A 23493-nucleotide genomic window follows, 5' to 3' on the forward strand; every position below is an offset into this window, starting at 1 on the left:
CCCCCATGTACAAGCTCGCTCCGTTAAGTGCCGCCATCGTCCTGGCCCTTGCAGGTCAGGCCATGGCTGCTGACAGCACCTCGTCGCAGACCCAGGACGGCAAGGAAAACATCGCCGAGGTCAGCCAGTCACTGGCGCCATTCGCCTCGGCCACCCAGACCCAGACCGGCAAGGGCAACAACCACCTTGCGGTGCAGTCGGAGAGCACCAGCGATATCCAGCAGAGCGCCAACGGCCAGTACAACGCAGGCTACGCCGACCAGCTGTTCGAGAACGGCAGCCAGATCACCCAGCATGCCGGTGGCAGCTACAACGATGCATTCGCCAGCCAGTCGCTGGGCCTGGGCAACCAAGCGTTGCAAACCCAGCAAGGCGCCGAAAACGCCTCGACCGTGTGGCAGGACAGCCAGGAAGGCAGCAAGGCCACCACCTGGCAATCCGGCCAGCGCAACGAAGCCTTCATCGAGCAGACCTTTGGTGGCAGCAACAACCGCAGCAGCATCAACCAGGTCGGCCAGGACAACTACGCCGCCGCCGAGCACCTGAACTACGTCGATGGCGATATCCAGGTCTACCAGGAGGGCAAGGGCAACTGGGCGTATGGCGACCAGCGCGACGGCACCGGCGGCGCCATCGGCATTGGCCAGTACGGTGGCGGCAACTCGGTGGAAGTGTGGCAGGACAACCAGACCGCCAGCCAGGCATCGGTGACCCAGTCCGGCCAGCTGAACGAAGGCTATATCGACCAGAGCTTCGGCACCAACAACACGGTCAGCCTGTCGCAACAGGGCACGGCCAACGCCAGCTGGTCGGACCAGTTCGAAACCAACAACTCGACCACCACCATCACCCAGACCGGTAGCAACAACCTGCATTTCACCTACCAGAACGGTGAAAACCTCAACCTGACCATCAACACCAAGGGCAATGGCAACAGCGTCACCGCCAGCAACTGGAAAGGCGCCAAGATGGGCGGCCAGTTCGGTACCAACCAGAACGCCACCATCAACCAGAACGGCAATGGCAACGGCGTCAACCTGACCCAGAACGGTGACAACCAACTGGCGACGCTGACCCAGAAAGGCACCGGCAACCAGATGGAGACCAAGCAGACCGACATGAACAACGAGCTGTACTTCGAGCAGAACGGCACTGACAACATCCTGATCGCCGACCAGCGTGGCACCGAAAACTATGCCTATGGCAACAGCCAGGGCAACGGCAACGTCATCAACCTGGACCAGTCCGGCTACAGCAACCAGAGCTACACCAATCAGCTGTACGGTGGCGGCAACGAAGCCAATATCAAGCAGGTTGACAGCTACAACATCGCCTACGTGACCCAGGGAGGCCAGGGCAACAAGGCGTATGTCGACCAGAGCGGTGTCACCCAGACCGCGACCATTACCCAGCTGGGTAGCGCGAACGTGGCCACTGTGACCCAGCAATAGATCGCTCCCCCCTTGAACCGCGGTGCTCCTCTCCCTGGTGCCGCGGTTCCTTTTTATTCCTGTCAGAACGGCGTTTTCTTGCCGACCTGTTCGCGGGCACGCCCGCTCCCACAGGTACCCCACTGCCATCAAAGCCTGCGCCAACCCTGTGGGAGCGGGCATGCCCGCGAATAGGCCAAACCTGCCAAGCGCATTACAATGGTCCCCAGCCAAAGCCGATACCCAATCCCATGATCCAGTCCGACCTCGACCTGTTCGGCTCCCAGCCGCAACGCCTGGCCAGCCACACCGTGCTGCTGCCCGGCTTCGCCCTGGCCGAGATCGAGGCCGTGCTCGATGCCCTGCGCCCGGTGCTGCGTGCCGCGCCGTTCCGGCACATGCATACCCCGGGTGGCCTGCGCATGGCGGTAGGGCTGACCAACTGCGGCACGTTGGGTTGGGTCAGTGATGAACACGGCTACCGCTACAGCCCCAGCGACCCGCTCAGTGGCAAACCCTGGCCCGCCCTGCCCCCGGTGTTGCTCGAGCTGGCCGCCCGCGCCGCTGCCATGGCCGGGTTCGACGGTTTCGTACCGGATGCCTGCCTGGTCAACCACTACCTGCCGGGCACCCGCCTGAGCCTGCACCAGGACCGTGACGAGCAGGACTTCGGCCAGCCGATCGTGTCGGTTTCGCTGGGCTTGCCGGCGGTGTTCCTGTTCGGTGGATTGCAGCGCGCCGACAAGACCCAGCGCATCCCGCTGAACCATGGCGATGTGCTGGTCTGGGGCGGCGAAGACCGCTTGCGCTTTCACGGCGTGCTCCCGATCAAGCCTGGCGTGCATCCGCGCCTGGGTGAACGGCGGATCAACCTGACCTTGCGCAAGGCCGGTGGCTGAACCGGACCAACGGCCGGCCACCCGGCGCAAAAAATGATGAACGCGCATGAAACGCGTTGAACATCTTGGCCAGGCAAGCTTCAAACGATAAGCCACGCCTTCTTCAGCCTGGAGCTCGCCATGCCCTGCCAGCCCTGTTTCCCGCCCCCTCACAGCGGAGCCGCGCGCCGATGAAAATGCCCTGCCGCGCGCCCAATGCCTCAGTACAACTCGATTACGTACGCGATACCCTGTTCGGCCCGGTGGCACAAAGCGTGGAGTGCCAATGCCAGCTCGCGGCCCTCAACCTGCAAGGCCGCCCAGGCCTGCGCCTGCACATTTGCCCGCCGCTGCCCGACAAGGTCGACCGTGCCCACAGCGTGGCCTTCGTCTGGGACGGGCGCAGCTACCACGGTGTGGTCCGCGATCAAGGCAAATGCGGTGATGGCGGCCTGAACCTGCTGCTGGAACTGCTGTAAGACGATCAACGGCGATCAACCCGGCTGAACCCGCACGGCGCGGCATGTCTCCATAGCAAAAGGGCCCAGACCTGCCGGAAAACGGAGAACGCCAATGAACAGCCCGTTGCTCAAGCTCTTCACTCACCCCGCCGACGCCTGGCTGGAAATTCGTCGGGCCGAGGAAGACCACCCGCAGCAATATCTGCCGCGCCTGCTGGCCCTGGCCTTGATCCCCGCGGTGTGCCTGTTCGTCGGCACCACCACCTTTGGCTGGAGCCTGGCGGCCGAGGAACGCGTACGCCTGAGCATGGCCAGCGCAGCGCAACTGGCGGGCCTGCTGTATGCCACCACGGTCGTCGGGGTGATGTTGATGGGCATGATGATCCGCTGGATGTCGCGCGGTTTCGATGCACAGCCCAGCCTCAACCAGTGCATCGGCTTTGCCGCCTACTGCGCCACGCCTTGGTTCTTTGCCGGGGTGGTCGGCCTGCTGCCGATCCGCTGGCTGGCGCTGGCGGCACTGCTGGCAGCCTCGGCGTATGCCAGCGTGTTGCTGTATGGTGGGTTGCAGACCTTCCTGAGACTGAAGAAGGAACAGGCCATGCTGTTCGCAACCTGCGTGTGGGGGGTGGGGTTACTGCTGCTGGTGACCATCCTGGTGGCGATGATCCTGTTCTGGTTCAACGGCCTGATGCCGGAATATGTGCGCCCGGCCAGCCTGGGCTGACCGGGGCGCGGCAGACGCCTCAGGCGATCGCCTTGAGTGGCGCCGGGTGGCTGTCACGCAGCGCATGCAGCTGCCCCACCAGGTTGACCAGGTCGCGGCAACTGTTGAGGCTTTGCAGGGGGACTCCGCTCAGGGTCACGCCCTCCTCGAGACTCTGGCCCTGACCCAGGCGGATGGTCAGGTTGGCGCCGTCCGTGCAGCTGACTTCACAACGGTCGGGCAGGCAGGCCTGCTCGATCATCTGCCGCATTTCTAGCATCGAAACTCCTATCAACGACATGGTACGACCCTCTCTTTGGGATGGCCTGTTGTGTGAGTACGCCTTTGTCGGGCGAGGCGCCAATTGATATTGCGCATGCCGGGGCAGGCATCCATGCGCCTGGGCAATGAGCATGCAGCGAATCCTCTAGCACCTTAGTGGAAGATTGCCTGGGCAGGCCGCGCGTTCGAACGCACTGGCAGACTTAGCGACGAGCGGTCCCGACAGGCCCCAGCGATGCCCAAAGATGCTGCGCCGCATAGGCCCGCCACGGTCGCCAGGCCAGGGATCGTTGCGCCAGTTGGGCGTCGTCGCCTTCGAGCAGGCGCAACGCCTTGATCAGCGCCACGTCGCCCAGCGGCAAGGCATCGGCCGCGCCGGCCTGGCGCAACGCCAGGTAATGCGCGCTCCACGGGCCGATACCTTTGATCTGGCACAGGTTGCGCAGCAGTTCATCCAGCACTTGCCCGCGGCGGAGCAACCCCGGCTCGGCGAGCAATGCATTGGCCAGCGTACCCAGAGTGGCGGCGCGCGCCCGCGGCATGCCCATGCCAACGAACTGCGCAGCCGCCAATACCGGTAACGCCGGGAACACGTGGCTCAGGCCCGGTGCGGGCAAACGCAAGGGCACGCCATAGCGGTGCACCAGGCGGCCGGCCAAGGTAATGGCCCCGGCCACACTGACCTGCTGGCCCAGCACAGTGCGCATGGCCTGCTCGCAAGCGTCCCAGCCTTGCGGCACGCGCAGGCCGGGGCGTTCCTGTAGCAGGCGGGCCATCAGTGGATCGCGAGACAGTTCGGCAGTGATGCGCGCGGGGTCGGCATCGAGGTCGAAGAACCGCCTCAGCCTTGCGATCAGGCCGGGCAGCGCGCGGGTCGGGACGCCTTCAAGGCAGACCCGCAGGTACTGGCTGCCCGAAGGGGTAGCGTGCAACACGGCGTGGCGGCCGGCAGTTACCAAGGTACGGCGGTAGGTGCCGTCGAGACAGGTCTCGATGCCGGGGATGCAGCGGGCAGAGAGGAAGGCCAGGGTCGAGGGCCAGTGGTAAGGGGCATGGTAGCGCAGCCACAGGGTGTGGCGGCCAGGGGTGGGCAATGATCGGCGCACGGCGTGCAAGGGGGTGAGCTTGGGCATGGGGTGATCATGCCAGTAATGCCAATAGTTTCAATCCGGACGTGGCTTTTGAGTGCTGGGGGCGCTTTGCGCCTCTATCGCGACACAAGGCCGCTCCTACAAGGGGTTGTGCTTCCCTGTAGGAGCGGCCTTGTGTCGCGATAGGGCTGCAACGCAGCCCCAGCTTTTTCAGGCAAGGATCAATGCGCCGCACCGTCCCGTGCATCCTGCATCTGCCCGAACCGCCCGGCATGGAAGTCGTCGAACGACTCGGCAATTTCTGCCTGGCTGTTCATCACGAACGGGCCATAACCCACGATCGGCTCGTCGATCGGTTCACCGCTGAGCAACAGCAGGCTGGCGCCTTCCAGTGCTTCGACGGCTACATCCTCACCGGCGCGGTCAAGTAGCACCAGGCTCGATGGGCCGGCTTCGCGCTCGCCGTTGATCCGCACGTTGCCGCGCAACACCACCAGCGCCGCATTGCGCCCGGCGGCAACCGGCAACTGCAAGGCTGCACCGGCATTCAGGCGCAGGTCCCAGACATCCATGGCGGTAAAGGTCTGCGCCGGCCCTGAATGCCCACGATAGTCACCGGCAATCACTCGCAGGCTGCCGCCCTCGCCCTCCAGCGCCACCACCGGGATGTCCTCGGCCAGCAGCGTCTGGTAGCCAGCCGCTGCGCGCTTGTCCCGGGCCGGCAGGTTGACCCACAGCTGCACCATCTCCAGGGTACCGCCAGTGCGGGCGAAGCCTGGGGAATGGAACTCTTCATGGATGATGCCATTGGCAGCAGTCATCCACTGCACGTCACCTGGGCCGATCAAGCCGCCAGCGCCGGTGGAGTCACGGTGCTCCAGTTCGCCCTGGTAAACGATGGTCACGGTTTCGAAACCGCGGTGCGGATGCTGGCCAACGCCACGCCGCGCACTGGTGGGGGTGAAGTCGTGAGGGCCGGCATAGTCCAGCAGCAGGAACGGGCTGATCTTGCTGGCCAGGTTGTCGTAGGTGAACAGGCTGCGCACCGGAAACCCATCACCTACCCAGTGGGCGTGAGGGCTGCGGTGAATACCCAGAATCGTTTTCATGAGAAGGCTCCTCTCTTGGTTGAGATAACCTTATCAATGATGCCAATCAGGCGGTAGCAGGCTTGTTTGGCATTCATCGTTCCACCCATGGAACAGTCAGCCTTGCAAGAAACCGAGCACCTGTTCGGCAGCCATGACCGGGTCTTCCTGCATGAAACAATGCCCGCCGGCAACCTGCCTGCCGCTGACATGAGGGTTGAGCGCCGCCAGGCGGTTCACCGAATGGGGCACGAAGGGGTAAGTGTGCTCGCCGTAAAGCACCCGCGTGGGCGTGCGGATCGCCGCCAGGCTCGCCCACATGCGTTTGGGGAACGAACTGAAGATTTCCACTTCGCGGCTGGGCCGGCACTTGAGCACCACCGCTTCGCCACAGTCACCGATGGCATGCTCTACGTAGGCCCGCAACGCCTCATCGGTCCAGCCCTTGAAGATACCCCGCCCATGCAGCGAAGCCAGGGCTGCCTCGCGGTCGGGCCAGTGGCTGCGACGGGTGGCAGCCTTGCGCGCCAGCGTATGACGCTGGTGCAAGCCGACCAGAGCCGCCACGCCCATCACACCCAGCATGCGCCGGCTGAACAGTACCGGGTCAAGCAGCACGGCACGCGTGAACAGTTGCGGCTCACTGGCCAGGATCAGGCCGGTGAGCACGCCACCGAAGCTGTGCCCGACGGCAAAGCGCGGCACGTCGCCATACTCGCCTCGCCCGGCTGCGAAAGCGTCCACCGCCAGCGCAGCGGTCCGGTTCCAGCCACGAAACACCCCACCATGGTCGCTGTCACCATGGCCCTGGACATCGCTGAGCCACAGGTCGAAATGTTCGCCCAGCCGCATCAGCAATGGCTGGTAGGCCAGGCAGCAGAAGCCGTTGCCGTGCAGGAAATGCAGCAACGGCTTGCCACTGGCCGGGGTTCGCCAGCCCCGCAGGGTGAAACCTTCGGCGCATTCGTGGGACCAGGGGATCAACTGCATCGGCTTACTGTACTCGCGGGGTCAGGAAAATGCCGATTCTACAAACAGCAGCGGGTACAGTGAAATCACCAGCAACAAGGCCATCAGGACATTGAACAGCATCAGCCAACGCGGGTTCTGCAACAGGTTGCGCAGGGCACTGCCAAACATCACCCATACCCCAACGCTCGGCAGGTTGACCAGGGCGAACAAGGCGGCAATGACAATGACGTTGGTCACATAGCCTTGCGCCGGCGTGTAGGTGGTGATTGCCCCCACTGCCATCACCCAGGCCTTGGGGTTGACCCACTGGAATGCCGCCGCGCCCCAGAAGCCCAGCGGTTTGCGGGCACTGGACGAAGCGGTGCCGACCGCCCCGGAGGTGGCGATTTTCCAGGCCAGGTACAGCAGGTAGGCGGCGCCGGTGTAGCGCAATACCGTGTACAGCACCGGCCAGGCCTTGAACACCTCCCCCAGGCCCAGGCCAACGGCCAGCACCATGACCATGAAACCGACGCTGATACCCATGGCGTGGGGAATGGAGCGGCGCACGCCGAAATTGACACCCGAGGCCAACAGCATGGTGTTGTTGGGGCCAGGAGTGATGGAAGACACGAAGGCGAACAGCACGAAGGCGGTCAGCAGGTCGGCAGAGGCAAGCATGGCAGGCATTCCACTTTCGTTATGGGTGCTGTCACACTAACGGAGTCCCCTCCTCTACAACCGGTACAGTTTCACTAAATTGTGTAGATACACATCGCTGTACCGCTACTCCCAGACCAAGGAAGCCGTCACCATGAGCCTCACCATTCGCCCTGCCGTTCGCAACGATGCCGAGCAGATCCTGGCCTTCATCACCGAACTGGCTGAGTACGAACGCGCCCGCCACGAGGTAATCGCCAGCGTTGCCGATATCGAGCACAGCCTTTTCGACGAGGGCAGCACCGTGCACAGCCTGATTTGCGAACGCGATGGCCGGGCAATCGGATTCGCCGTGTATTTCTATAGCTACTCGACCTGGCTAGGCCGCAACGGTATCTACCTGGAAGACCTGTACATCACTCCTGAGCAACGCGGCGACGGCGCCGGCCGGCAGTTGCTGCAGCACATTGCCCGCGAGGCGGTGGCGAACAAGTGTGGGCGGCTGGAATGGAGCGTGCTGGACTGGAACGAGCCGGCGATCGGCTTTTACCAGAAGCTGGGTGCCGAGCCGCAGGATGAGTGGGTGCGTTACCGGCTGGATGGGGACAAGCTGGCGGCGTTTGCCCGGGGCTGACCGGGAGCGCTTTGCGTCCGCTTCACAATCCCTGTGGGTGCGGAGTAGCCGAGGCGCCGGCAAACTCGATTCTGGCAATTGACGGCAGCCCCGCCCCATGGTCTCCTTATGCCTCGCGTTCAGGTGCCCCCAATGGGGGTGAAACGGGAAACCGGTGCGTCCCAGGCCCTCCAGCAGGGCCGGACAAGGCCGGTGCTGCCCCCGCAACGGTAAGCGAGCGAAGCGTCTGTACCACTGTGCCCGATCACCCGGCATGGGAAGGTGACGCCTTCCAGGAGCCTGGCTCCTCCTCGCAAGCCCGGAGACCGGCCTGGCGTTCATGAACACCCCGCGGTGGGCGGGCGCTGTTGCATTCCCCTGGGCTGCCACGCTCGGGGCTGCCGCGCTTGCCCGTTGCCCACAAAAAGCAGAGGAACGCGTCATGCCCGTCACCAGCGCCAAGCAACACAGCATTACTACCCCCGTTACCCTCAGCCAGCGTGTCGTCATCGCCGTCGGCGCCAGCCTGCTGGGCTTGTGCCTGGTGTACTTCGCTGGCTTCTCGCACATCGAGGCCGTGCACAACGCCGCCCACGACACCCGCCACAGCGCCGCCTTCCCCTGCCACTGAGTACGCCCGATGATCACACGCATTGCCCGTACCGCGGGCTTCAGCGGGTTGCTGGCGGCCTTGCTGCTGACCCTGCTGCAAAGCTTCTGGGTCGCCCCGCTGATTCTCGAGGCAGAAACCTACGAGTCCGCAGCCCCGGTCGGCCAGCACGAGCATGCCGGCGAAGTGGCAGCCCATGAACACAGCGCCGAAGCCTGGTCGCCGGAAGACGGCTGGCAGCGGGTGCTGTCCACCACTGGCGGCAACCTGGTGGTCGCGGTCGGCTTCGCCCTGATCCTCACCGCCCTGTACAGCCTGCGCGAACCCAAGCGTGCCGGCACCGGTGCACTATGGGGCCTGGCCGGCTTCGCAGTGTTCTGCCTGGCCCCGACCCTGGGCCTGCCGCCGGAACTGCCAGGTACTGCCGCCGCCGACCTGGGGCAACGCCAGGCCTGGTGGGTCGGCACCGCCAGCGCCACCGCGCTGGGCCTGGCCCTGCTGGTGTTCGCCCGCCACTGGTTGCTCAAGGCATTTGGCGCCGTGTTGCTGGTCATTCCTCATGTGATCGGTGCGCCGCAACCCGAGGTGCACGAAAGCCTTGCCCCCGCAGCGTTGGAAACCCAGTTCAAAGTGGCCTCCTGGCTGACCAACGCCGCCTTCTGGCTGGCCCTGGGCCTGCTCAGCGCCTGGCTGTTCCGGCGCTCCAATCAGGCCTGATGCCTGCCTTTTACGCTGGCTTCGGCTGCCGCCGGGGTTGCCCGGCGGATACGCTGGAAACATTGCTACGCCAGGCCCTGGCCAACCAGGGCCTGGCGTTGGCCGACCTGCAAGGCATCGCCAGCATCAGCCTGAAGGCCGACGAACCCGGTTTGCAGCAATTGGCTGAACGCCTCGACCTGCCCTTGGTGCTGTACGATACCGCGCAGTTGCAACCTTACGAACCCCAGCTCAGCCACCGCTCCGCCACGGCCCATGCTCACAGTGGCTGCTGGGGTGTGGCAGAGAGTGCGGCACTGGCCCTGGCCTGCCAGCGGGTTGGCACTGCCAGGTTGCTGCTGAAACGCCAGATACTGGGCCCGGCTACCCTCGCCCTGGCCTGTTGAACGCTTCCTCCCCCTCTTTCTCGCAAGGACTTTCCATGACGGTCTACTTCATCGGCGCCGGCCCCGGCGACCCGGAACTGATCACTATCAAGGGCCAACGGCTGATCCGCCAGTGCCCGGTGATCATCTATGCCGGTTCGCTGGTGCCGGCCGCCGTGCTCGAGGGGCACCAGGCCGAGACCGTGATCAACAGCGCCGAGCTGCATCTGGAACAGATCATTGCCGCCATGCGCAGCGCGCATGAACAAGGCCAGGATGTGGCCCGGGTACACAGTGGCGACCCCAGCCTGTACGGCGCCATCGGCGAGCAGATCCGCCACCTGCAAGCGCTGGGCATCGATTACCAGATCATCCCCGGGGTCACCGCCACGGCGGCTAGCGCCGCCCTGCTCGGCTGCGAACTGACCCTGCCCCAGGTAGCGCAGACCGTCATCCTCACCCGCTATGGCGACAGTTCGCCCATGCCGCCCGGCGAGCAACTGGGCGAGCTGGCGCGCCATGGCAGCACCTTGGCGATTCACCTGGGGGTCAAGCACCTGTCGCGTATCGTCGATGAGCTGCTGCCGCACTACGGCGCGCACTGCCCGGTGGCGGTGGTGCATCGTGCTACCTGGCCGGACCAGGACTGGGTGCGCGGTACCCTCGGCGATATCGTGGAACGCGTCGCGGCCAAGGATTTCCGGCGCACGGCGCTGATCCTTGTGGGCCATGTGCTGGGCGACACACCGTTTGCCGAGTCGGCCTTGTATCGCGCCGGGCACGCCCACCTGTATCGGCCTGGCGACTGAGCATTGCCAGGTTCGCCGCAGGCGTAGCAGACTCCGGTTTCCCGCCTGCAAACAGGAGTCATGCCCATGCTGGACCTACGCCCAAACTGCGAGTGCTGCGATACCGACCTGCCGGGTGACAGCCCCGATGCGCTGATCTGTTCCTTCGAATGCACCTTCTGCCGCACCTGCGCCGAAACACGTTTCCAGGGCCGCTGCCCGAACTGCACCGGCCAGCTGGTGGCACGCCCGACACGGGTCGGCCAGGCACTGGCCAACAACCCCGCCTCAACCCAGCGCGTGAGCAAATCACACTCCGCCTGCGCATGACGACTACAAAAACAGGCATCGCCGCTTTGCCAGGGTGATGTCTTTCCCACTTTTTGTAGGACTTTTCAACAGCAAGCACGTGGACTTTCAACACTTCTATACTCGGCATTACCAAATTTCGGGAATGGTCGTATCGTGCAGCGCTTCCGATAACCCCACTTGCAGACGTATTCCTGAGTGATCCAGGAAGCGGACCACATCCTCACAGGAGTTTTCTTCATGACTACCGTGCTGATCGTCGACGACCACCCCATCGTCCGGCTGTCCTTGCGCATGTTGCTCGAACGCGAGCGCTTCCGTGTTGTCGGCGAGGTCGGCAATGGCAGCGAGGTGGCGCAGGTGGCCCGCGACCTGCGACCGGATGTGGTAATTCTCGACATCGGCCTGCCCGGCCTGGATGGCATGGAAGTGATAAAGCGCCTGCAATGCCTGGAGCCGGCGCCCAAGATCATGGTGCTGACCGGCCAGGCCACCGATCTGTATGTGCGGCGCTGCCTGGATGCTGGCATCGGCGCTTTTGTCACCAAGGAAGAAGACCACGAGGCGTTGCTGTTTGCCCTTAAAGCGCTCGTCAAGGGCTACTCGACCTTCCCGCAGATGTCGGTCAATAGCAACTCGCTGGAAAGCGAGCCAGTGCGCCTGTCCAGCCTGTCCAACCGGGAAATGGAGGTGCTGCGGCGCCTGGCGCGCGGCGAGAACAACAAGAATATCGGCACCTGCATGAACCTCAGCGCCAAGACCATAAGCACCTACCGGGGCCGCATCATGGAAAAGCTCAAGACCGAATCACTGGTTGAAATGGTCGACCTGGCCAAGCGCAACAGCGTCTACTGAGCGCTCGATGACAATGAAGCGCCTGCTGGCAAGCGCCCTGCTGGTCATCGGCCTGGCCGGTTCCGGCGCGCTGCTGGCAAACAGCGAACCTCGCCAATTGCTGGCACGCTCGGTCAGCGCCGCGGCCCCGCTTGCGCTGTCCAGCGAAGAGCGGCATTGGCTACAGCAACGCCAGCACCTGGTACTTGGCAGTTCGCGCCCCGACTACCCGCCGCTGGAGATCAATGTCAGCCAGCACGACTACGAAGGCCTCAGCGCCGATTACGCTGGCATCATCGCAGAACAGCTGGGTACCACCATCGAAGTACGACGCTTCGACAGCCGCCACGAAGCCATCGCTGCGCTACGCGACGGCCGTATCGACCTGCTGGGCAGCTCCAACGCCTTCGAGGCAGCGGATGCCCAGCTCAGCCTCAGTTCAAGCTACGCCGACGATCTGCCAGTCATCGTCACCCGCGAGGGGCGCAGCCTGAAGAACACCCCCGACCTCGCCGGCCTGCGCCTGGCCATGGTCGATCATTACCTGCCGGCCAGCAGCGTCCGCAGCCTGTACCCCAAGGCACAATTGAGCCTGTATCGCTCGACCCTGGCCGGGTTGGCCGCCGTCGAACTGGGCGAGGCAGACGCCTACCTGGGCGATGCCATCAGTACCGACTTCGCGATCGGCAAGAGTTACCAGGGCACACTGAAGATCGACCACTTCTGTCAGGTTGCCCCCGGCACGTTCGCCTTTGCCATGGCCAGCGACAACCCGCGTCTGCAGCAGTTGGTCGACAAGGCGCTGGCGCGTATCAGCGAAAGCGAACGCCTGAATATCCTGCGCCGCTGGAGCAGCGGCAACACCAGCCTGCTGCTGCAGCGCCACCTCACCGCGCTGACCGCCGAAGAAGAAGCCTGGATCGCCGCCAACCCCAACGTCAGCGTGCTGGTCAACACTTCACTGGCACCGCTTACCTTCAATGACACCCAGCACCGTCCCAGCGGCATCACCCTCGAGTTGCTCAAGCAGATCTCGTTGCGCACGGGGCTGCATTTCAAGCCGGTCGAAAGCCCGTCGGCGCAGGCAATGATCGAGCGCCTGGCGCGCGGGGATGCGCAGATGATCGGCGCATTGGGTTACAGCACAGACCGTTCGAAACAACTGCGCTATACCCGCCCCTACCTGGTCAGCCCGCGAGTGCTGGTCACCCGTGGCGACAATGCATCACCGCCGCAGGCCATGGCGCTGGATGGCATGCGCATCGCCGTGGTACGCGGTTCGCCGCAACGGGCCGTGCTGCAACAACGCTACCCGCAGGCCAGGATGGTCGAGGTGGACAACCCGCTCGGCCTGATGGAGGCCGTGGCCAACGGTGCCGCCGACGTCGCCCTGAGCAGCCATATCAATGCCGCCTACTACATCAGCCATGTGTTCAAGGACCGCCTGCGCATTGCCAGCGTGCTCGACGACGACCCGGCCATCGCCGCCTTCGCCGTGGCCGCGGACCAGCCACAGCTGCAGGCAATCCTCGACAAGGCGCTGCTGAGCATTCCACCCGAAGAGCTGGACCAGTTGATCAACCGCTGGCGCACCACCACCCTGGTCAGTGACAGCCCTTGGCGCGACTACCGCACGCTGGCCTTGCAAGTGCTGGTGCTGTCGGCCTTGCTGCTGGCCGGGGTGGTGTTCTGGAACAGCTACCTGCGCAAGCTGATCAACCAGCGCACCGAGGCCCAGCATGCCCTGCAAGCGCAACTTGCGCTTAGCCGCGGCCTGCTTGAACAGCTGCGCCAGGCCAAGGACGACGCCGAACAGGCCAGCCAGACCAAAAGCACCTTCCTGGCCACCATGAGCCATGAAATCCGTACCCCGATGAATGCCGTGATCGGCCTGCTGGAGTTGGCCCTGGAAGACAGCCGCGGCGGCCGCTGCGACACCCAGACCCTGCAGACCGCCCACGATTCGGCCATTGGCCTGCTTGAGCTGATCGGCGATATTCTCGACATTTCCCGTATCGAATCCGGGCATATCACCCTGCAGCCAGTGCCCACCAACCTGGTAGAGCTGGTACGCGCCACCGTGCGGGTATTCGAAGGCAATGCAAGGGCCAAAGGCCTGCACCTGCACAGCGAACTGCCCGCTGCGCCGGTGTGGGTGCTGGCTGATCCACTGCGCCTCAAGCAGGTCTTGTCCAATCTTATCAGCAACGCCATCAAGTTCACCGACAGCGGTGAAGTCCAGGCCAGCCTGCTACTGCCCTCGCCCACCGACACTGACAGCCTGGCAGTAGAGCTGAGTGTGCGAGACACCGGCATCGGCATCAGCCCTGCCGACCAGGCCCGGCTGTTCAATACCTTCGTCCAGGCCGACGGCCCCCGGGCACGCCAGGGCGCCGGCCTGGGACTGGTCATCAGCCGCACGCTGGCCGAGTTGATGGGCGGTACCTTGAACTTGCAGAGCGTCGAAGGCCTTGGCACCAAGGTGCAGGTCAGCCTGCAGCTGCCCGCCTGCGCTGCACCGGTGCAGGCCGACCAGCACGACCCTGTGCTGGAAAAAAGCAGCGGCCCTTTGAACATACTGGTGGTCGACGACTACCCCGCCAACCTGCTGCTGCTGGAGCGGCAACTGCATACCCTGGGGCATCGGGTCACGCTGGCGGAAAACGGGGAAATCGCGCTGGCACGCTGGCAGGCTGCGCGCTTTGACCTGGTGATCACCGACTGCAGCATGCCGGTCATGGACGGCCACGAACTGACCCGCCGTATCCGCAGCCTCGAGGGCGAACGCGGCCTGGCGGCATGCCGTATTCTCGGCGTCACCGCCAACGCCCAGGCCGAGGAGCGTGCCCGCTGCCTGGCCAGCGGCATGGACGAATGCCTGTTCAAACCGATTGGTCTGCGTACGCTCAAGACCCACCTTCCCCACGCTCAACCCCGGCAACAGCCGCCAGCGCGGCGCGCCAGCGGGTTCAACCTGGGCGAGTTGCGCCACCTGACCCAGGACGACGAACAACTGACTCGACATTTGCTGGAACAGTTGTCAAAAAGCGTCAGCGAAGACCTGGGCTCCTTGCGTGCACTGACGGCAGACGCCCCCGACGAGGCGGTGCGTGCCCTGGCTCACCGGATCAAGGGCGGTGCGAAGATGCTCAAGGTACGCACGCTGGTCAACGATTGCGAAGCCATCGAGCAGGCCCACGAGCAAGGTCTGCCGACGGTTGACCTGCGCCTGCAATTGCAGGCCAGCCTTCAGACCCTGTTGGACGAGTTGGGCGATGCGCTCAATGCAATTGCAGCGTCGAACTGATCTGGCTGATGGCGTTTACCACGTGCCGTGAACCCTGCTGAATTTCCATGATGACCGTGCCGGCCTCGTTGGCCAGCGCCACACCATGGCCGGTACGCTTCAGGCTCGACTGCATGCTGGCCACGGCCAGCAGCGACAGGTCGTGGTTCTGTCGCACCACATCGACGATCTCCAGGGTGGCCTTGCTGGTTCGCGCCGCCAGGTTGCGCACCTCGTCGGCCACAACGGCAAAACCGCGCCCGTGCTCGCCAGCGCGAGCCGCCTCGATGGCCGCGTTCAAAGCCAGCAAGTTGGTCTGGTCGGCAATGCCACGGATGGTCAGCACGATCTGCCCGATCACATCCGACTGCTTGCTCACCGCATCGATGCTGCGTGCCGCGTCGTTGAGCTCATGGGAAATCTGCTCGATCACCTGTACCGCCTGCTGTACCACCTCGGTACCCTTGCGCGCGCAGGCATCGGTCTGCACCGAACTGGCATGGGCGGCATCGGCAGCGCTTTGCTGGGTGCTGACCTGGCGGGTGATGTCGCTGGCGAACTTCACTACCTTGTACAAGCGGCCCTTGCTGTCGAAGATCGGGTTGTAGGAAGCCTCCAGATAGACCGTCCGGCCATGTTTGTCGACGCGCTCGAAACGGTGCGAATGGTATTCGCCGCGGTTGAGCGAAGCCCAGAATTCGCGGTAGTCGGCTGATTCGCGCTCATGCGCGAGGCAGAACAGCCCATGATGGCGGCCAACCACCTCCTCCAGACGATAGCCCATAGTGTCGAGGAAGTTCTGGTTGGCCTTGATCACCCGGCCTTGCGGGGTGAATTCGATCACCGCCATGGAGCGGCTGATGGCTTTGAGCAGGCTTTCGCTCTCGTGCTCCTCCATCACTCGCTGGCTGATGTCGGATGCCACCTTGATCACGCTGGTGACCTGGCGCTGTTCGTCCATTACCGGCATGTAGCTGGCTTCCAGCCAGACCTCGCGGCCGGCCTTGTCGATGCGCTCGAAGGTACCGCTGATGGCCTTGCCCTGCCCCAGTTCACGCCACAGTTGCTGGTATTCGGCGCTCTTCGCGTAGCCCGGATCGCAGAACAGCCGATGGTGCTTGCCGCGCAACTCCTCGGCGCTGTAGCCCATGGCCTGGCAGAAGCGCTCATTGGCATCGAGGATCGTGCCGTCGGGGGTGAACTCGATCATTGCCATGGAGCGGCTGATCGCCGCCAGCTTGGCCTGCAAGCTGGCCAAGGCCTCATGACTGCGCTGGATTTCGACCAGATCGGACTTGCGGTGGAAATCGAACATGACGCCGGGCTCCTGTATGCGCGGTGTCCTGAGCATAGATCGCCGTTAGCGCCATGCAAGCACAGTGCTATCACCTTGTAATTATTGCATTCGTAGTACGGAGCGCGCTTCTTGACCGGGATGGGCAAGCGCCCGGGCTCAGGAACTCTCCCGCACCATCAACTCGAAGCCCAGGTCCTGCTGCGCATTCGGTACCCGCTTGCCATCGAGCAACGCCAGCAGCGCCTGCGCCGCACCGCGCCCTACGGCGGCCCGAGGCGTGCGAATCGAGGTCAGCCGCGGCACCATGTGCGCCGAAGCTGGCAGGTCGTTGAAACCGACCATCGCCACCTGCCGAGGCACCTCCACCCCTTGGCGCAATGCCTGCAGCACCGCGCCCTGGGCCAGGTCGTCGTTGCAGAAGAAGATACCGTCCACATCCGGCGCCTGCTGCAACAGCTGGCTGAACAACGCGCTGCCCAAGGCAATCGAAGACGGCTCCGGCGCCAGCACTTCCAGCTCGGCCGCCTGCAAGCCGGCCTCGGCCAACGCCTGGCGGAACCCTTCGGCACGCTGCATCACCCGAGGGTCGAGCTGGGCGGCAATGAACGCCAGGCGCTTGCGCCCGCGCTCGATCAGGTGGCGGGCCGCGGCACGCCCGGCCTGCTGCTGCGAGAAGCCGACCGACAACGCCCCGGCCTCGCCATTCAGTTCCATCATGTGCACACAGGGTACGCCACTGGCCGCCAGCATCTGCCGCGATGCCTCGCTGCGCTCGAAACCGGTCAACAGCATGCCGCAGGGCTGGTAGGCCAGGTAATTGCGGATGAGGTTCTCTTCTTCGGCAAGATCGTAGTGATAGTTGCCAATCAGCACCTCGAGCCCGCGTGGGCGCATGACCTCATGAATGGCTTCCAGGGTGTCGATGAACAACTGGTTGGACAGCGACGGGATCAATACCACCACCGACTGGCTGCGCGCCGACGCCAGGGCGCGAGCTGCCGGGTTGGCCACATAGCCGAGGCTGGCCGCGGCAGCAACGACCTTTTCCACCAGCGCCGGCGCAACCGTGCTCACCCCACGCAGGGCGCGCGAGGCGGTAATCGGGGAAACCCCGGAAAGCCTGGCGACTTCTGCCAGGGTGGGACGACCTGTGGTACGGGAGCCGGTGCGAGACATGGATGTTGTAATTTTACTACTTGCAAGGAGAGGGAACGGCCACTAAGGTAGCGCTGTCTCAGGACGCAGGCAATGTAATCTTTGGTAGCAGCCACCGCGCGCTCGCCGCCAAGCGTCCATACTGCGTAAGGACAAGATCAATAACACCGGGGAGGAGGCTGTTCGTCGACGACGAGACAGCGCTATCTCCCCCGCAGGAGGTACTGATGAATTCTCCCCTGTCCGCCATCGTGGTGATGGGCGTGGCCGGATGCGGCAAAAGCTGCATCGGCGCTGCCATCGCCGCCCGAAGCGGCGGTCGCCTGATCGAAGGCGACGCTTTCCACCCTGCCGAAAACATCCGCAAGATGAGCGCTGGCATCCCCCTGGACGACAGCGACCGTGCTGGCTGGCTGGTGCGTCTTGGTGAGGAGCTGCAAGCCACGACCCAGGCCGGGGAACGTCCAATCCTGACCTGTTCGGCCCTCAAGCGCCGCTATCGCGACTCCCTGCGCGGTGCCATGCCCGGGCTGGTGTTCGTGTTCCTCGAGCTGTCACCCGCCGAGGCGGAAAAACGCGTGCTGGCCCGCCCAGGGCATTTCATGCCGGCGAGCCTCATCGACAGCCAGTTCGCTGCCCTGGAGCCGCCACACGGCGAACCGCTGACTATCGCGCTTGACGCCACCAAGCCCATCGAAGCGCTTGCTGATGAGGTGGACCGCTGGCTAAAGGGCCGCGGTGAGCCGGGCCTGGCACAAACCGCCTGACCCCGGCGGCTTTCTCGGCTCACCCAAGACAGCGCTACCCTGCCCCGCAAGCGCAAGCAAAGTTGCAAAAAAGCTACGCCAAAACAACGATAAGACCGAGGCCTTCAAACCATGTTCGGACTGGCTACTGATACCTTCCTGCTGCTCGACGCGCTGGTTACCATCGTCGGGCTGATCCTGCTGATCACCCATTTCAAAGTCCACCCCTTCGTCGCCCTGACCATCGCGGCCGGCTTCCTTGGTCTGACCTCCGGCATGCCGGTGGCCAAGGTCATGAAGTCGTTCCAGGACGGTTTCGGCGGCGTTCTGGGCTTCGTCGGCATCGTGCTCGCCCTGGGCACCATGCTTGGCAAGCTGATGGCCGACTCCGGAGGGGCCGACCAGATCGCGCAAACGCTCATTCGAGCCTTCGGCAAGAAGAACGTGCACTGGGCGATGATGTTCGCCGCTTTCCTGGTCGGCATCCCGCTGTTCTTCGAGATCGGCTTCGTGCTGCTGATTCCGCTGGTGTTCATCGTCGCCCGGCGCTCAGGCGTGTCGCTGATCAAGATCGGCATTCCGCTGCTGGCCGGCCTGTCGGTGGTGCACGGCCTGGTACCCCCGCACCCGGGCCCGCTGCTGGCGATCGGCATCTTCCACGCCGACATCGGCAAGACCATCTTCTATGGCCTGATCGTGGCGCTGCCTACCGCCATCATCGCCGGTCCGCTGTTCGGTAACTTCATTTCCCGCTACATCCCGGGCACCCCGTCCCAGGAGTTGATGGATCAGATCGCCAAGGAGTCCGACCAGGGCAATTTGCCGAGCTTCACCATCACTCTGATCACCGTGCTGCTGCCGGTGGTGCTGATGCTGCTGAAGACCTTCGCCGACGTGGTACTGCCGGCCGAGCATATCGTGCGCCAGTGGATGGACCTGATCGGCCACCCCATCACCGCCTTGCTCGCTGCCCTGCTGCTGGCCTTCTATACCTTTGGCTCGGCCCGTGGCTTCAACCGCCAGCAGATCATGAAGATGCTCGACCAGAGCCTGGCACCGACTGCGGCGATCGTGCTGATCGTGGGTGCAGGTGGCGGCTTCAAGCAGATGCTGGTAGACACCGGGGTGGGCAACGTGATCGGGCAGATGGCCGTGCAGGCGGAGATTTCGCCCATCATGCTGGCCTGGCTGGTCGCGGCGGTAATCCGCATCGCCACCGGCTCCGCCACGGTTGCCACCATCACCGGCGCGGGCATCGTGGCACCGGTGATCGACCTGGTGCCGGGGGTCAACCGTGAACTGCTGGTGCTGGCCACCGGCGCCGGTTCGTTGATCCTGTCCCATGTCAACGACGCCGGCTTCTGGCTGGTGAAGCAGTACTTCAACATGACCGTGGCGGAAACGTTCAAGACCTGGAGCATGATGGAGACCATCCTGTCGATCGTCGGCATCATCTTCATCATGTTGCTGTCGCTGGTGGTGTAACCGTTGATCGGGGTAATGGCACCTTGAAGCTTCGGGTAGGGCCGAAGGGAAGTATCAGCCCTGCCCGAAGCAAAGGAGTCTGCCATGCCCCGTTCAAGCATCCTGCTGATTGCCCTGCTCGCCGCGCCATTTGCCATGGCTGCCGGCACCGGCCCCACCTACCCCGACGACCCGCACAACCCAGCGCCCAAGCCGGGTGCGGACAGTACCCTCAACCCGATCGAAAAGCCCATGCCGCGGGACACCGACCCGCGCATACAAGGCAACGACCCGGACAGCCCGCCAGCTGAACAGAATGACAACCGGGATTTGCCGGGGATGGATGGCAGTGGTTCGGAAGGTACCGGGCGGCAGGGGGAAGCCGATAATCAGCGTTGATCAATGCCCTCAAATTCTAAAAGTTGCCGCAATCCCTGTAGGAGCGGCCTTGTGTCGCGAAAGGGCCGCAACGCGGCCCCAGGATTGATGCGCAACAGTTGAAATTGCTGGGGCTGCTTTGCAGCCCTTTCGCGACACAAGGCCGCTCCTACAGGTACAGCGACAACCTCGAGGCAATACCGCTCCCGCAAGCCCCTTGCTCACCACTGGCGTTTGTCCGGCCGGGTCAGCCCCAGCTTCTCGATCCGGTACCGCAGCATGTCCCGCGACAGCCCGAGCATGCGAGCCGACTTGGTCACGTTCCAGTCCGTGCGATCCAGGGTCTTGCATACCAGGTCGCGCTCCATGTCCGGCAGGCTGGTGCCGGGCTCGGGTTCGTGCCGGGGCATTTCGAACACTGCAGGCGTCGCCTGCTGCACGAGCGGCTCGTCGATCAGGGTCATGCACAGGTTGAGCTGGTGCGCCTGCACCACCTCGTTCGGTGCCAGCAGCACGGTCTGCTCCAGCATGTTGCGCAGTTCGCGCACATTGCCTGGCCAGCTGTAACCGAGCATCAGGTTTTCCGCCTCGGCGGAAAAGCGCAGGTTCGGCTTGCCATAACGCCGGCCATGATGAGCCAGGAAATGCCGCGCCAGCAGCAGCACGTCCTGCCCGCGGGCGTACAGGCGCGGTACCTTCAGGGCTATGATGCGCAGGCGGAAGAACAGGTCGCGGCGGAACTTGCCCTGTTGCACCATCTGTTCCAGGTTGCAGTTGGTAGCGCTGATCACCCGCAGGTCGACCTTGCGCTCCTTCACCGCGCCGATCCGGCGGATACTGCGGTCTTCCAGCAACTTGAGCAGCTTGGCCTGCAGCACCAGGTCCATCTCGCCAATCTCGTCGAGGAACAAGGTGCCGCCATCGGCAGCCTCCACCAGGCCCACCCGGCGCTCCTTGGCATCGGTAAAGGCGCCTTTCTCGTGGCCGAACAGCTCGGCCTCCAGCAGGTTGGCCGGGATCGAGGCGCAGTTGAATTCGATGAACGGCCCCTTGCTGCGCGAACCGTCGAAATGCAGGGCGCGGGCGACCAACTCCTTGCCGGTACCGGTCTCGCCTTCGATCAGCACCGGTGGCAAGTCGTCACTGGCCATGCGCCGCTCGGCATCCAGCACCTGGCGCAGGGTGTGCTTGAGCGTGAGCATCGTCGGTGATTCGCCGATCAACGCCTGCAACCCGGACTTCTGCGCCTCGCGCTCCTGGTAGAACGACAACGTGCGCTCCATGCGCTCGGCAGCCAGCGCCTTGTCCAGGGTCAGCTTGAGCTCGGCCAGCACAACCGGCTTGGTCAGGTAATGGAAGGCGCCTTCCTTCATTGCCTGCACGGCATCTTCCACATTGCCGTAGCCGGTCATCATGATCACTTTCAGGTCCGGCACCTGCGCCACCAAGGTACGCAGCAGGTCGTGCCCGCTCATGCCCGGCAGCGAGTTGTCGGTCAGCACCGCATCGGGCTGGCCCCGCTTGATCTGCTCCAGCGCCAGCTCCGCACTGTGGCACACGGTGACCTCGAAGCCCTTGAGGCCAAGGTAGGTGCGAATGTTGTCGGCGAGAATTTCATCATCCTCGACTACCAGGATGCTGTGCTCCATGGTCCCCTCCCGCTGCGATATTGAATATGAGGCTGACGCGGGTTCCTTCCTCTTCGCGGCTGCTCAGGCTGACCGAGCCGCCAAAACGCTCCATGATGCGTTTGACCAGGGCCAGGCCTACGCCAAGGCCACCCTGCTTGGTGGTGTAGAACGGCTTGAATACCATCCGCTCCTGCTGGTTGCTCATGCCCTTGCCGGTATCGCTGAGGACGAACTCGGCACGCTGCCCATCCTGCACATTGACCTGGGCGCGCAGCATGCCGCCTTCAGGCATGGCTTCCAGGGCATTGGAGAACAGGGTATTGAGAATCTGCGTGAGCTGCAGGGGCTGGCTGGCCACCCATTGTGACCCGGGGCCTTCGTAGCAAAAGCGTACACCGTTGCGTTCGATCTGCTGGGCGAAGGCCAGATGGGTGTCCTCGATGGCGGTCACCAAGTCCACGGCCTCGGCTTCGTCACTGGTCGGGCGCAGCGAAACCAGCAGGTCACGCACCCAGCGCGACATGCGGTCGACCTGGCTGATGATGTCGGTGATGTTCTTCTGGGCTGCGGGGTTGGCGATTTCCTGGGCCAGTTCGGCGCTGGAGCGAATGTTCGCCAGCGGGTTGCGCAAGCTATGGGCCACCGCCGAGGACATCTCGCCCAGGGCCACATAGGTTTCACTGGCAACCAGCCGGTCTTGCTGCAGGCGCAGCAGCTGCGCCGCGCGGCGCACGATCCAGAACAGGCCGAAGTAGACCAGCGCCCCGCCTACCAGGGTCGATGCCCATATCAACACGTAGCCGCGCTGGATGCGCCGAACCAGATCCTGCGGTTCCTTGTAGATTTCCACCATGGCCAGCACCTGCTCGCCCTGGCTGTCGAACAGCGGGATGTAGTTCTCGATGAACAGGTAGCGCGGTTCACGCTGAAACTTCTGCTCTTCACGGTCATCATCGGCCTGGTGGTAGCTGGCCGACACTGCCTTGCGCGAGTGGAAGGCGCGGTCGAGGTCGCCATCGGCCTCGATGCGCTTGCCGATCAGCTCCGGGTTGGTCGACCAGACGATGGTTCGGTCACGTGCATAGACGTTGGCCAGCAAGGTGTCGGGCAGGTGGTCGACATGGTCGAGGAACTCGACCCGGGTCGATTCAGCCAGCTCCGGGGTGAATTGCAAATGCTGCTGGTCCAGCCGCGGGTCAAGCAACTCGCCCATGGTTGTGCCGGGTGGCAACTGCGAATGGCGCACTTCGGCCTGGGCCATGGCCTGGATGAACTGGGCGGTGAGCATGGCATCGCGCTCGACGCTGTCGCGCACCACGAAACGCGTCGACACATAACCCAGCCCGCCCGCCACCGAGGCGATGATCAGCAGGCTGATAACCGAAAACCAGCGCAGCAGATTGAATTCGCGCAATGGCACCGCCACACCGCTGGCGCTAGTACTGGCCTTGTCGGCAACTTCATTATCCAGCATCTGCATCGCGTGCTTCCCGCGCAGGACGTCCGTTCAGAAAAGCCTCAAGGCGACGAACAGTAGCCAATTGATAGCACTCCACCCGTGCAGCCGCAGCTGCCACTTGTCGTGTATTGCGCTCCATCTCCCACGTTGCAAGAACCCTACCAGCCAACCGCCCTATCTAACTAATTCTTATAAATCATGTAGTTACCGAATCTTCTTGAATCGTTATGGAGGTTAATCCCCCACATTTGGGGATTTACACCCAAACCAAGACAACACCCTTTATAAACAATG

24 protein-coding genes, 1 pseudogene and 1 riboswitch are annotated in these 23493 nt (G+C 63.8%); of the genes and pseudogenes, 15 read left to right on the forward strand and 10 right to left on the reverse strand.

The window, feature by feature from the left end; all coding sequences use genetic code 11:
• Positions 1-5: 5 nt before the first annotated feature.
• The 4 genes from R9B85_RS00710 (at position 6) to R9B85_RS00725 (ending at position 3496) form a co-directional block, all read left to right on the forward strand.
• Positions 6-1451 (forward strand): curlin, encoded by a 1446-nt coding sequence (locus R9B85_RS00710; protein WP_423770710.1) that lies wholly within the window; start codon positions 6-8, stop codon positions 1449-1451.
• A gap of 230 nt (positions 1452-1681) precedes the next feature.
• A complete protein-coding gene (alkB, locus tag R9B85_RS00715; protein ID WP_112252454.1) occupies positions 1682-2329 on the forward strand; it encodes a DNA oxidative demethylase AlkB in 648 nt (215 codons plus the stop codon).
• A gap of 170 nt (positions 2330-2499) precedes the next feature.
• Positions 2500-2787 (forward strand): hypothetical protein, encoded by a 288-nt coding sequence (locus R9B85_RS00720; protein WP_085624798.1) that lies wholly within the window; start codon positions 2500-2502, stop codon positions 2785-2787.
• Positions 2788-2881: 94 nt separating this feature from the next.
• On the forward strand, positions 2882-3496 hold the full coding sequence (locus R9B85_RS00725) for a Yip1 family protein (protein WP_112252455.1): 615 nt from the start codon (positions 2882-2884) through the stop codon (positions 3494-3496).
• A 19-nt stretch (positions 3497-3515) separates the two neighbouring features.
• Here the strand turns inward: R9B85_RS00725 and R9B85_RS00730 are convergent, their stop codons facing one another.
• The 5 genes from R9B85_RS00730 to R9B85_RS00750 form a co-directional block, all read right to left on the reverse strand.
• Positions 3516-3776, reverse strand: a complete 261-nt coding sequence (locus tag R9B85_RS00730; protein WP_112252456.1) for a DUF1652 domain-containing protein — start codon at positions 3774-3776, stop codon at positions 3516-3518.
• 184 nt (positions 3777-3960) lie between these two features.
• The gene (locus R9B85_RS00735; RefSeq protein ID WP_423770711.1) at positions 3961-4890 is read right to left on the reverse strand and encodes a DNA-3-methyladenine glycosylase family protein; all 930 of its coding nucleotides are present in this window, start codon (positions 4888-4890) and stop codon (positions 3961-3963) included.
• Positions 4891-5069: 179 nt separating this feature from the next.
• Complete coding sequence (locus tag R9B85_RS00740; RefSeq protein ID WP_313855068.1) at positions 5070-5957, reverse strand: pirin family protein; 888 nt, start codon at positions 5955-5957, stop codon at positions 5070-5072.
• Positions 5958-6053: 96 nt separating this feature from the next.
• Positions 6054-6926, reverse strand: coding sequence for an alpha/beta fold hydrolase (locus R9B85_RS00745; protein ID WP_112252459.1), 873 nt, complete (start codon positions 6924-6926; stop codon positions 6054-6056).
• Positions 6927-6947: 21 nt separating this feature from the next.
• Positions 6948-7577 (reverse strand): LysE family translocator, encoded by a 630-nt coding sequence (locus R9B85_RS00750; protein ID WP_423770712.1) that lies wholly within the window; start codon positions 7575-7577, stop codon positions 6948-6950.
• A gap of 124 nt (positions 7578-7701) precedes the next feature.
• Here R9B85_RS00750 and R9B85_RS00755 point away from each other — a divergent pair, with 124 nt between their 5' ends.
• The 8 genes from R9B85_RS00755 to R9B85_RS00790 all read left to right on the forward strand — a co-directional run bounded on the left by R9B85_RS00755 (position 7702) and on the right by R9B85_RS00790 (position 15090).
• Entirely contained in the window at positions 7702-8181 is a 480-nt protein-coding gene (locus tag R9B85_RS00755; protein WP_112252460.1) for a GNAT family N-acetyltransferase, read from the forward strand.
• A gap of 104 nt (positions 8182-8285) precedes the next feature.
• Positions 8286-8509, forward strand: a riboswitch (cobalamin riboswitch).
• Positions 8510-8602: 93 nt separating this feature from the next.
• Positions 8603-8791: a CbtB domain-containing protein gene (locus R9B85_RS00760; protein WP_025339304.1), complete on the forward strand. Its 189-nt coding sequence runs from the start codon at positions 8603-8605 to the stop codon at positions 8789-8791.
• A gap of 9 nt (positions 8792-8800) precedes the next feature.
• Positions 8801-9487, forward strand: a complete 687-nt coding sequence (locus tag R9B85_RS00765; protein WP_112252461.1) for a CbtA family protein — start codon at positions 8801-8803, stop codon at positions 9485-9487.
• Complete coding sequence (locus R9B85_RS00770) at positions 9487-9873, forward strand: cobalamin biosynthesis protein (RefSeq protein ID WP_207878538.1); 387 nt, start codon at positions 9487-9489, stop codon at positions 9871-9873. The genes R9B85_RS00765 and R9B85_RS00770 overlap by 1 nt, the downstream gene beginning before the upstream one ends.
• A 35-nt stretch (positions 9874-9908) precedes the next feature.
• On the forward strand, positions 9909-10661 hold the full coding sequence (gene cobM / locus R9B85_RS00775; protein ID WP_112252463.1) for a precorrin-4 C(11)-methyltransferase: 753 nt from the start codon (positions 9909-9911) through the stop codon (positions 10659-10661).
• A 66-nt stretch (positions 10662-10727) separates the two neighbouring features.
• Complete coding sequence (locus tag R9B85_RS00780; RefSeq protein ID WP_013972792.1) at positions 10728-10970, forward strand: DUF1272 domain-containing protein; 243 nt, start codon at positions 10728-10730, stop codon at positions 10968-10970.
• Positions 10971-11189: 219 nt separating this feature from the next.
• Positions 11190-11804, forward strand: coding sequence for a response regulator transcription factor (locus R9B85_RS00785; protein ID WP_015270527.1), 615 nt, complete (start codon positions 11190-11192; stop codon positions 11802-11804).
• Positions 11805-11817: 13 nt separating this feature from the next.
• Positions 11818-15090 carry a transporter substrate-binding domain-containing protein gene (locus tag R9B85_RS00790; protein WP_423771049.1) on the forward strand — a complete coding sequence of 1091 codons (3273 nt, stop codon included), beginning with the start codon at positions 11818-11820 and terminating at the stop codon, positions 15088-15090.
• Here the strand turns inward: R9B85_RS00790 and R9B85_RS00795 are convergent.
• The 3 genes and pseudogenes from R9B85_RS00795 to R9B85_RS00805 all read right to left on the reverse strand — a co-directional run bounded on the left by R9B85_RS00795 (position 15065) and on the right by R9B85_RS00805 (position 17542).
• Complete coding sequence (locus tag R9B85_RS00795; RefSeq protein ID WP_258392824.1) at positions 15065-15559, reverse strand: methyl-accepting chemotaxis protein; 495 nt, start codon at positions 15557-15559, stop codon at positions 15065-15067. The two genes, R9B85_RS00790 and R9B85_RS00795, sit on opposite strands and share 26 nt — an antisense overlap.
• 42 nt (positions 15560-15601) lie before the next feature.
• A pseudogene (locus R9B85_RS00800) lies at positions 15602-16420 on the reverse strand (PAS domain-containing protein); the annotation flags it as partial.
• Between the two features lie 102 nt (positions 16421-16522).
• Entirely contained in the window at positions 16523-17542 is a 1020-nt protein-coding gene (locus tag R9B85_RS00805; RefSeq protein WP_112252466.1) for a LacI family DNA-binding transcriptional regulator, read from the reverse strand.
• A 206-nt stretch (positions 17543-17748) separates the two neighbouring features.
• Between R9B85_RS00805 and R9B85_RS00810 the strand changes: the two genes are divergently transcribed.
• The 3 genes from R9B85_RS00810 to R9B85_RS00820 all read left to right on the forward strand — a co-directional run bounded on the left by R9B85_RS00810 (position 17749) and on the right by R9B85_RS00820 (position 20130).
• Complete coding sequence (locus R9B85_RS00810) at positions 17749-18288, forward strand: gluconokinase (protein ID WP_112252467.1); 540 nt, start codon at positions 17749-17751, stop codon at positions 18286-18288.
• 111 nt (positions 18289-18399) lie between these two features.
• Positions 18400-19752 (forward strand): GntP family permease, encoded by a 1353-nt coding sequence (locus R9B85_RS00815; RefSeq protein WP_112252468.1) that lies wholly within the window; start codon positions 18400-18402, stop codon positions 19750-19752.
• Between the two features lie 84 nt (positions 19753-19836).
• Positions 19837-20130: a hypothetical protein gene (locus tag R9B85_RS00820; protein ID WP_112252469.1), complete on the forward strand. Its 294-nt coding sequence runs from the start codon at positions 19837-19839 to the stop codon at positions 20128-20130.
• 200 nt (positions 20131-20330) lie between these two features.
• Here R9B85_RS00820 and R9B85_RS00825 read toward each other — a convergent pair whose 3' ends face one another.
• Positions 20331-21758, reverse strand: coding sequence for a sigma-54-dependent transcriptional regulator (locus R9B85_RS00825; protein ID WP_112252470.1), 1428 nt, complete (start codon positions 21756-21758; stop codon positions 20331-20333).
• Positions 21727-23220: a sensor histidine kinase gene (locus R9B85_RS00830; RefSeq protein WP_423770725.1), complete on the reverse strand. Its 1494-nt coding sequence runs from the start codon at positions 23218-23220 to the stop codon at positions 21727-21729. Before R9B85_RS00830 ends, R9B85_RS00825 begins: the two co-directional genes overlap by 32 nt.
• Positions 23221-23493 lie beyond the last annotated feature (273 nt).

It is taken from the genome of Pseudomonas sp. NLJ1, from assembly GCF_049486705.1.
Taxonomy (GTDB): domain Bacteria; phylum Pseudomonadota; class Gammaproteobacteria; order Pseudomonadales; family Pseudomonadaceae; genus Aquipseudomonas; species Aquipseudomonas inefficax.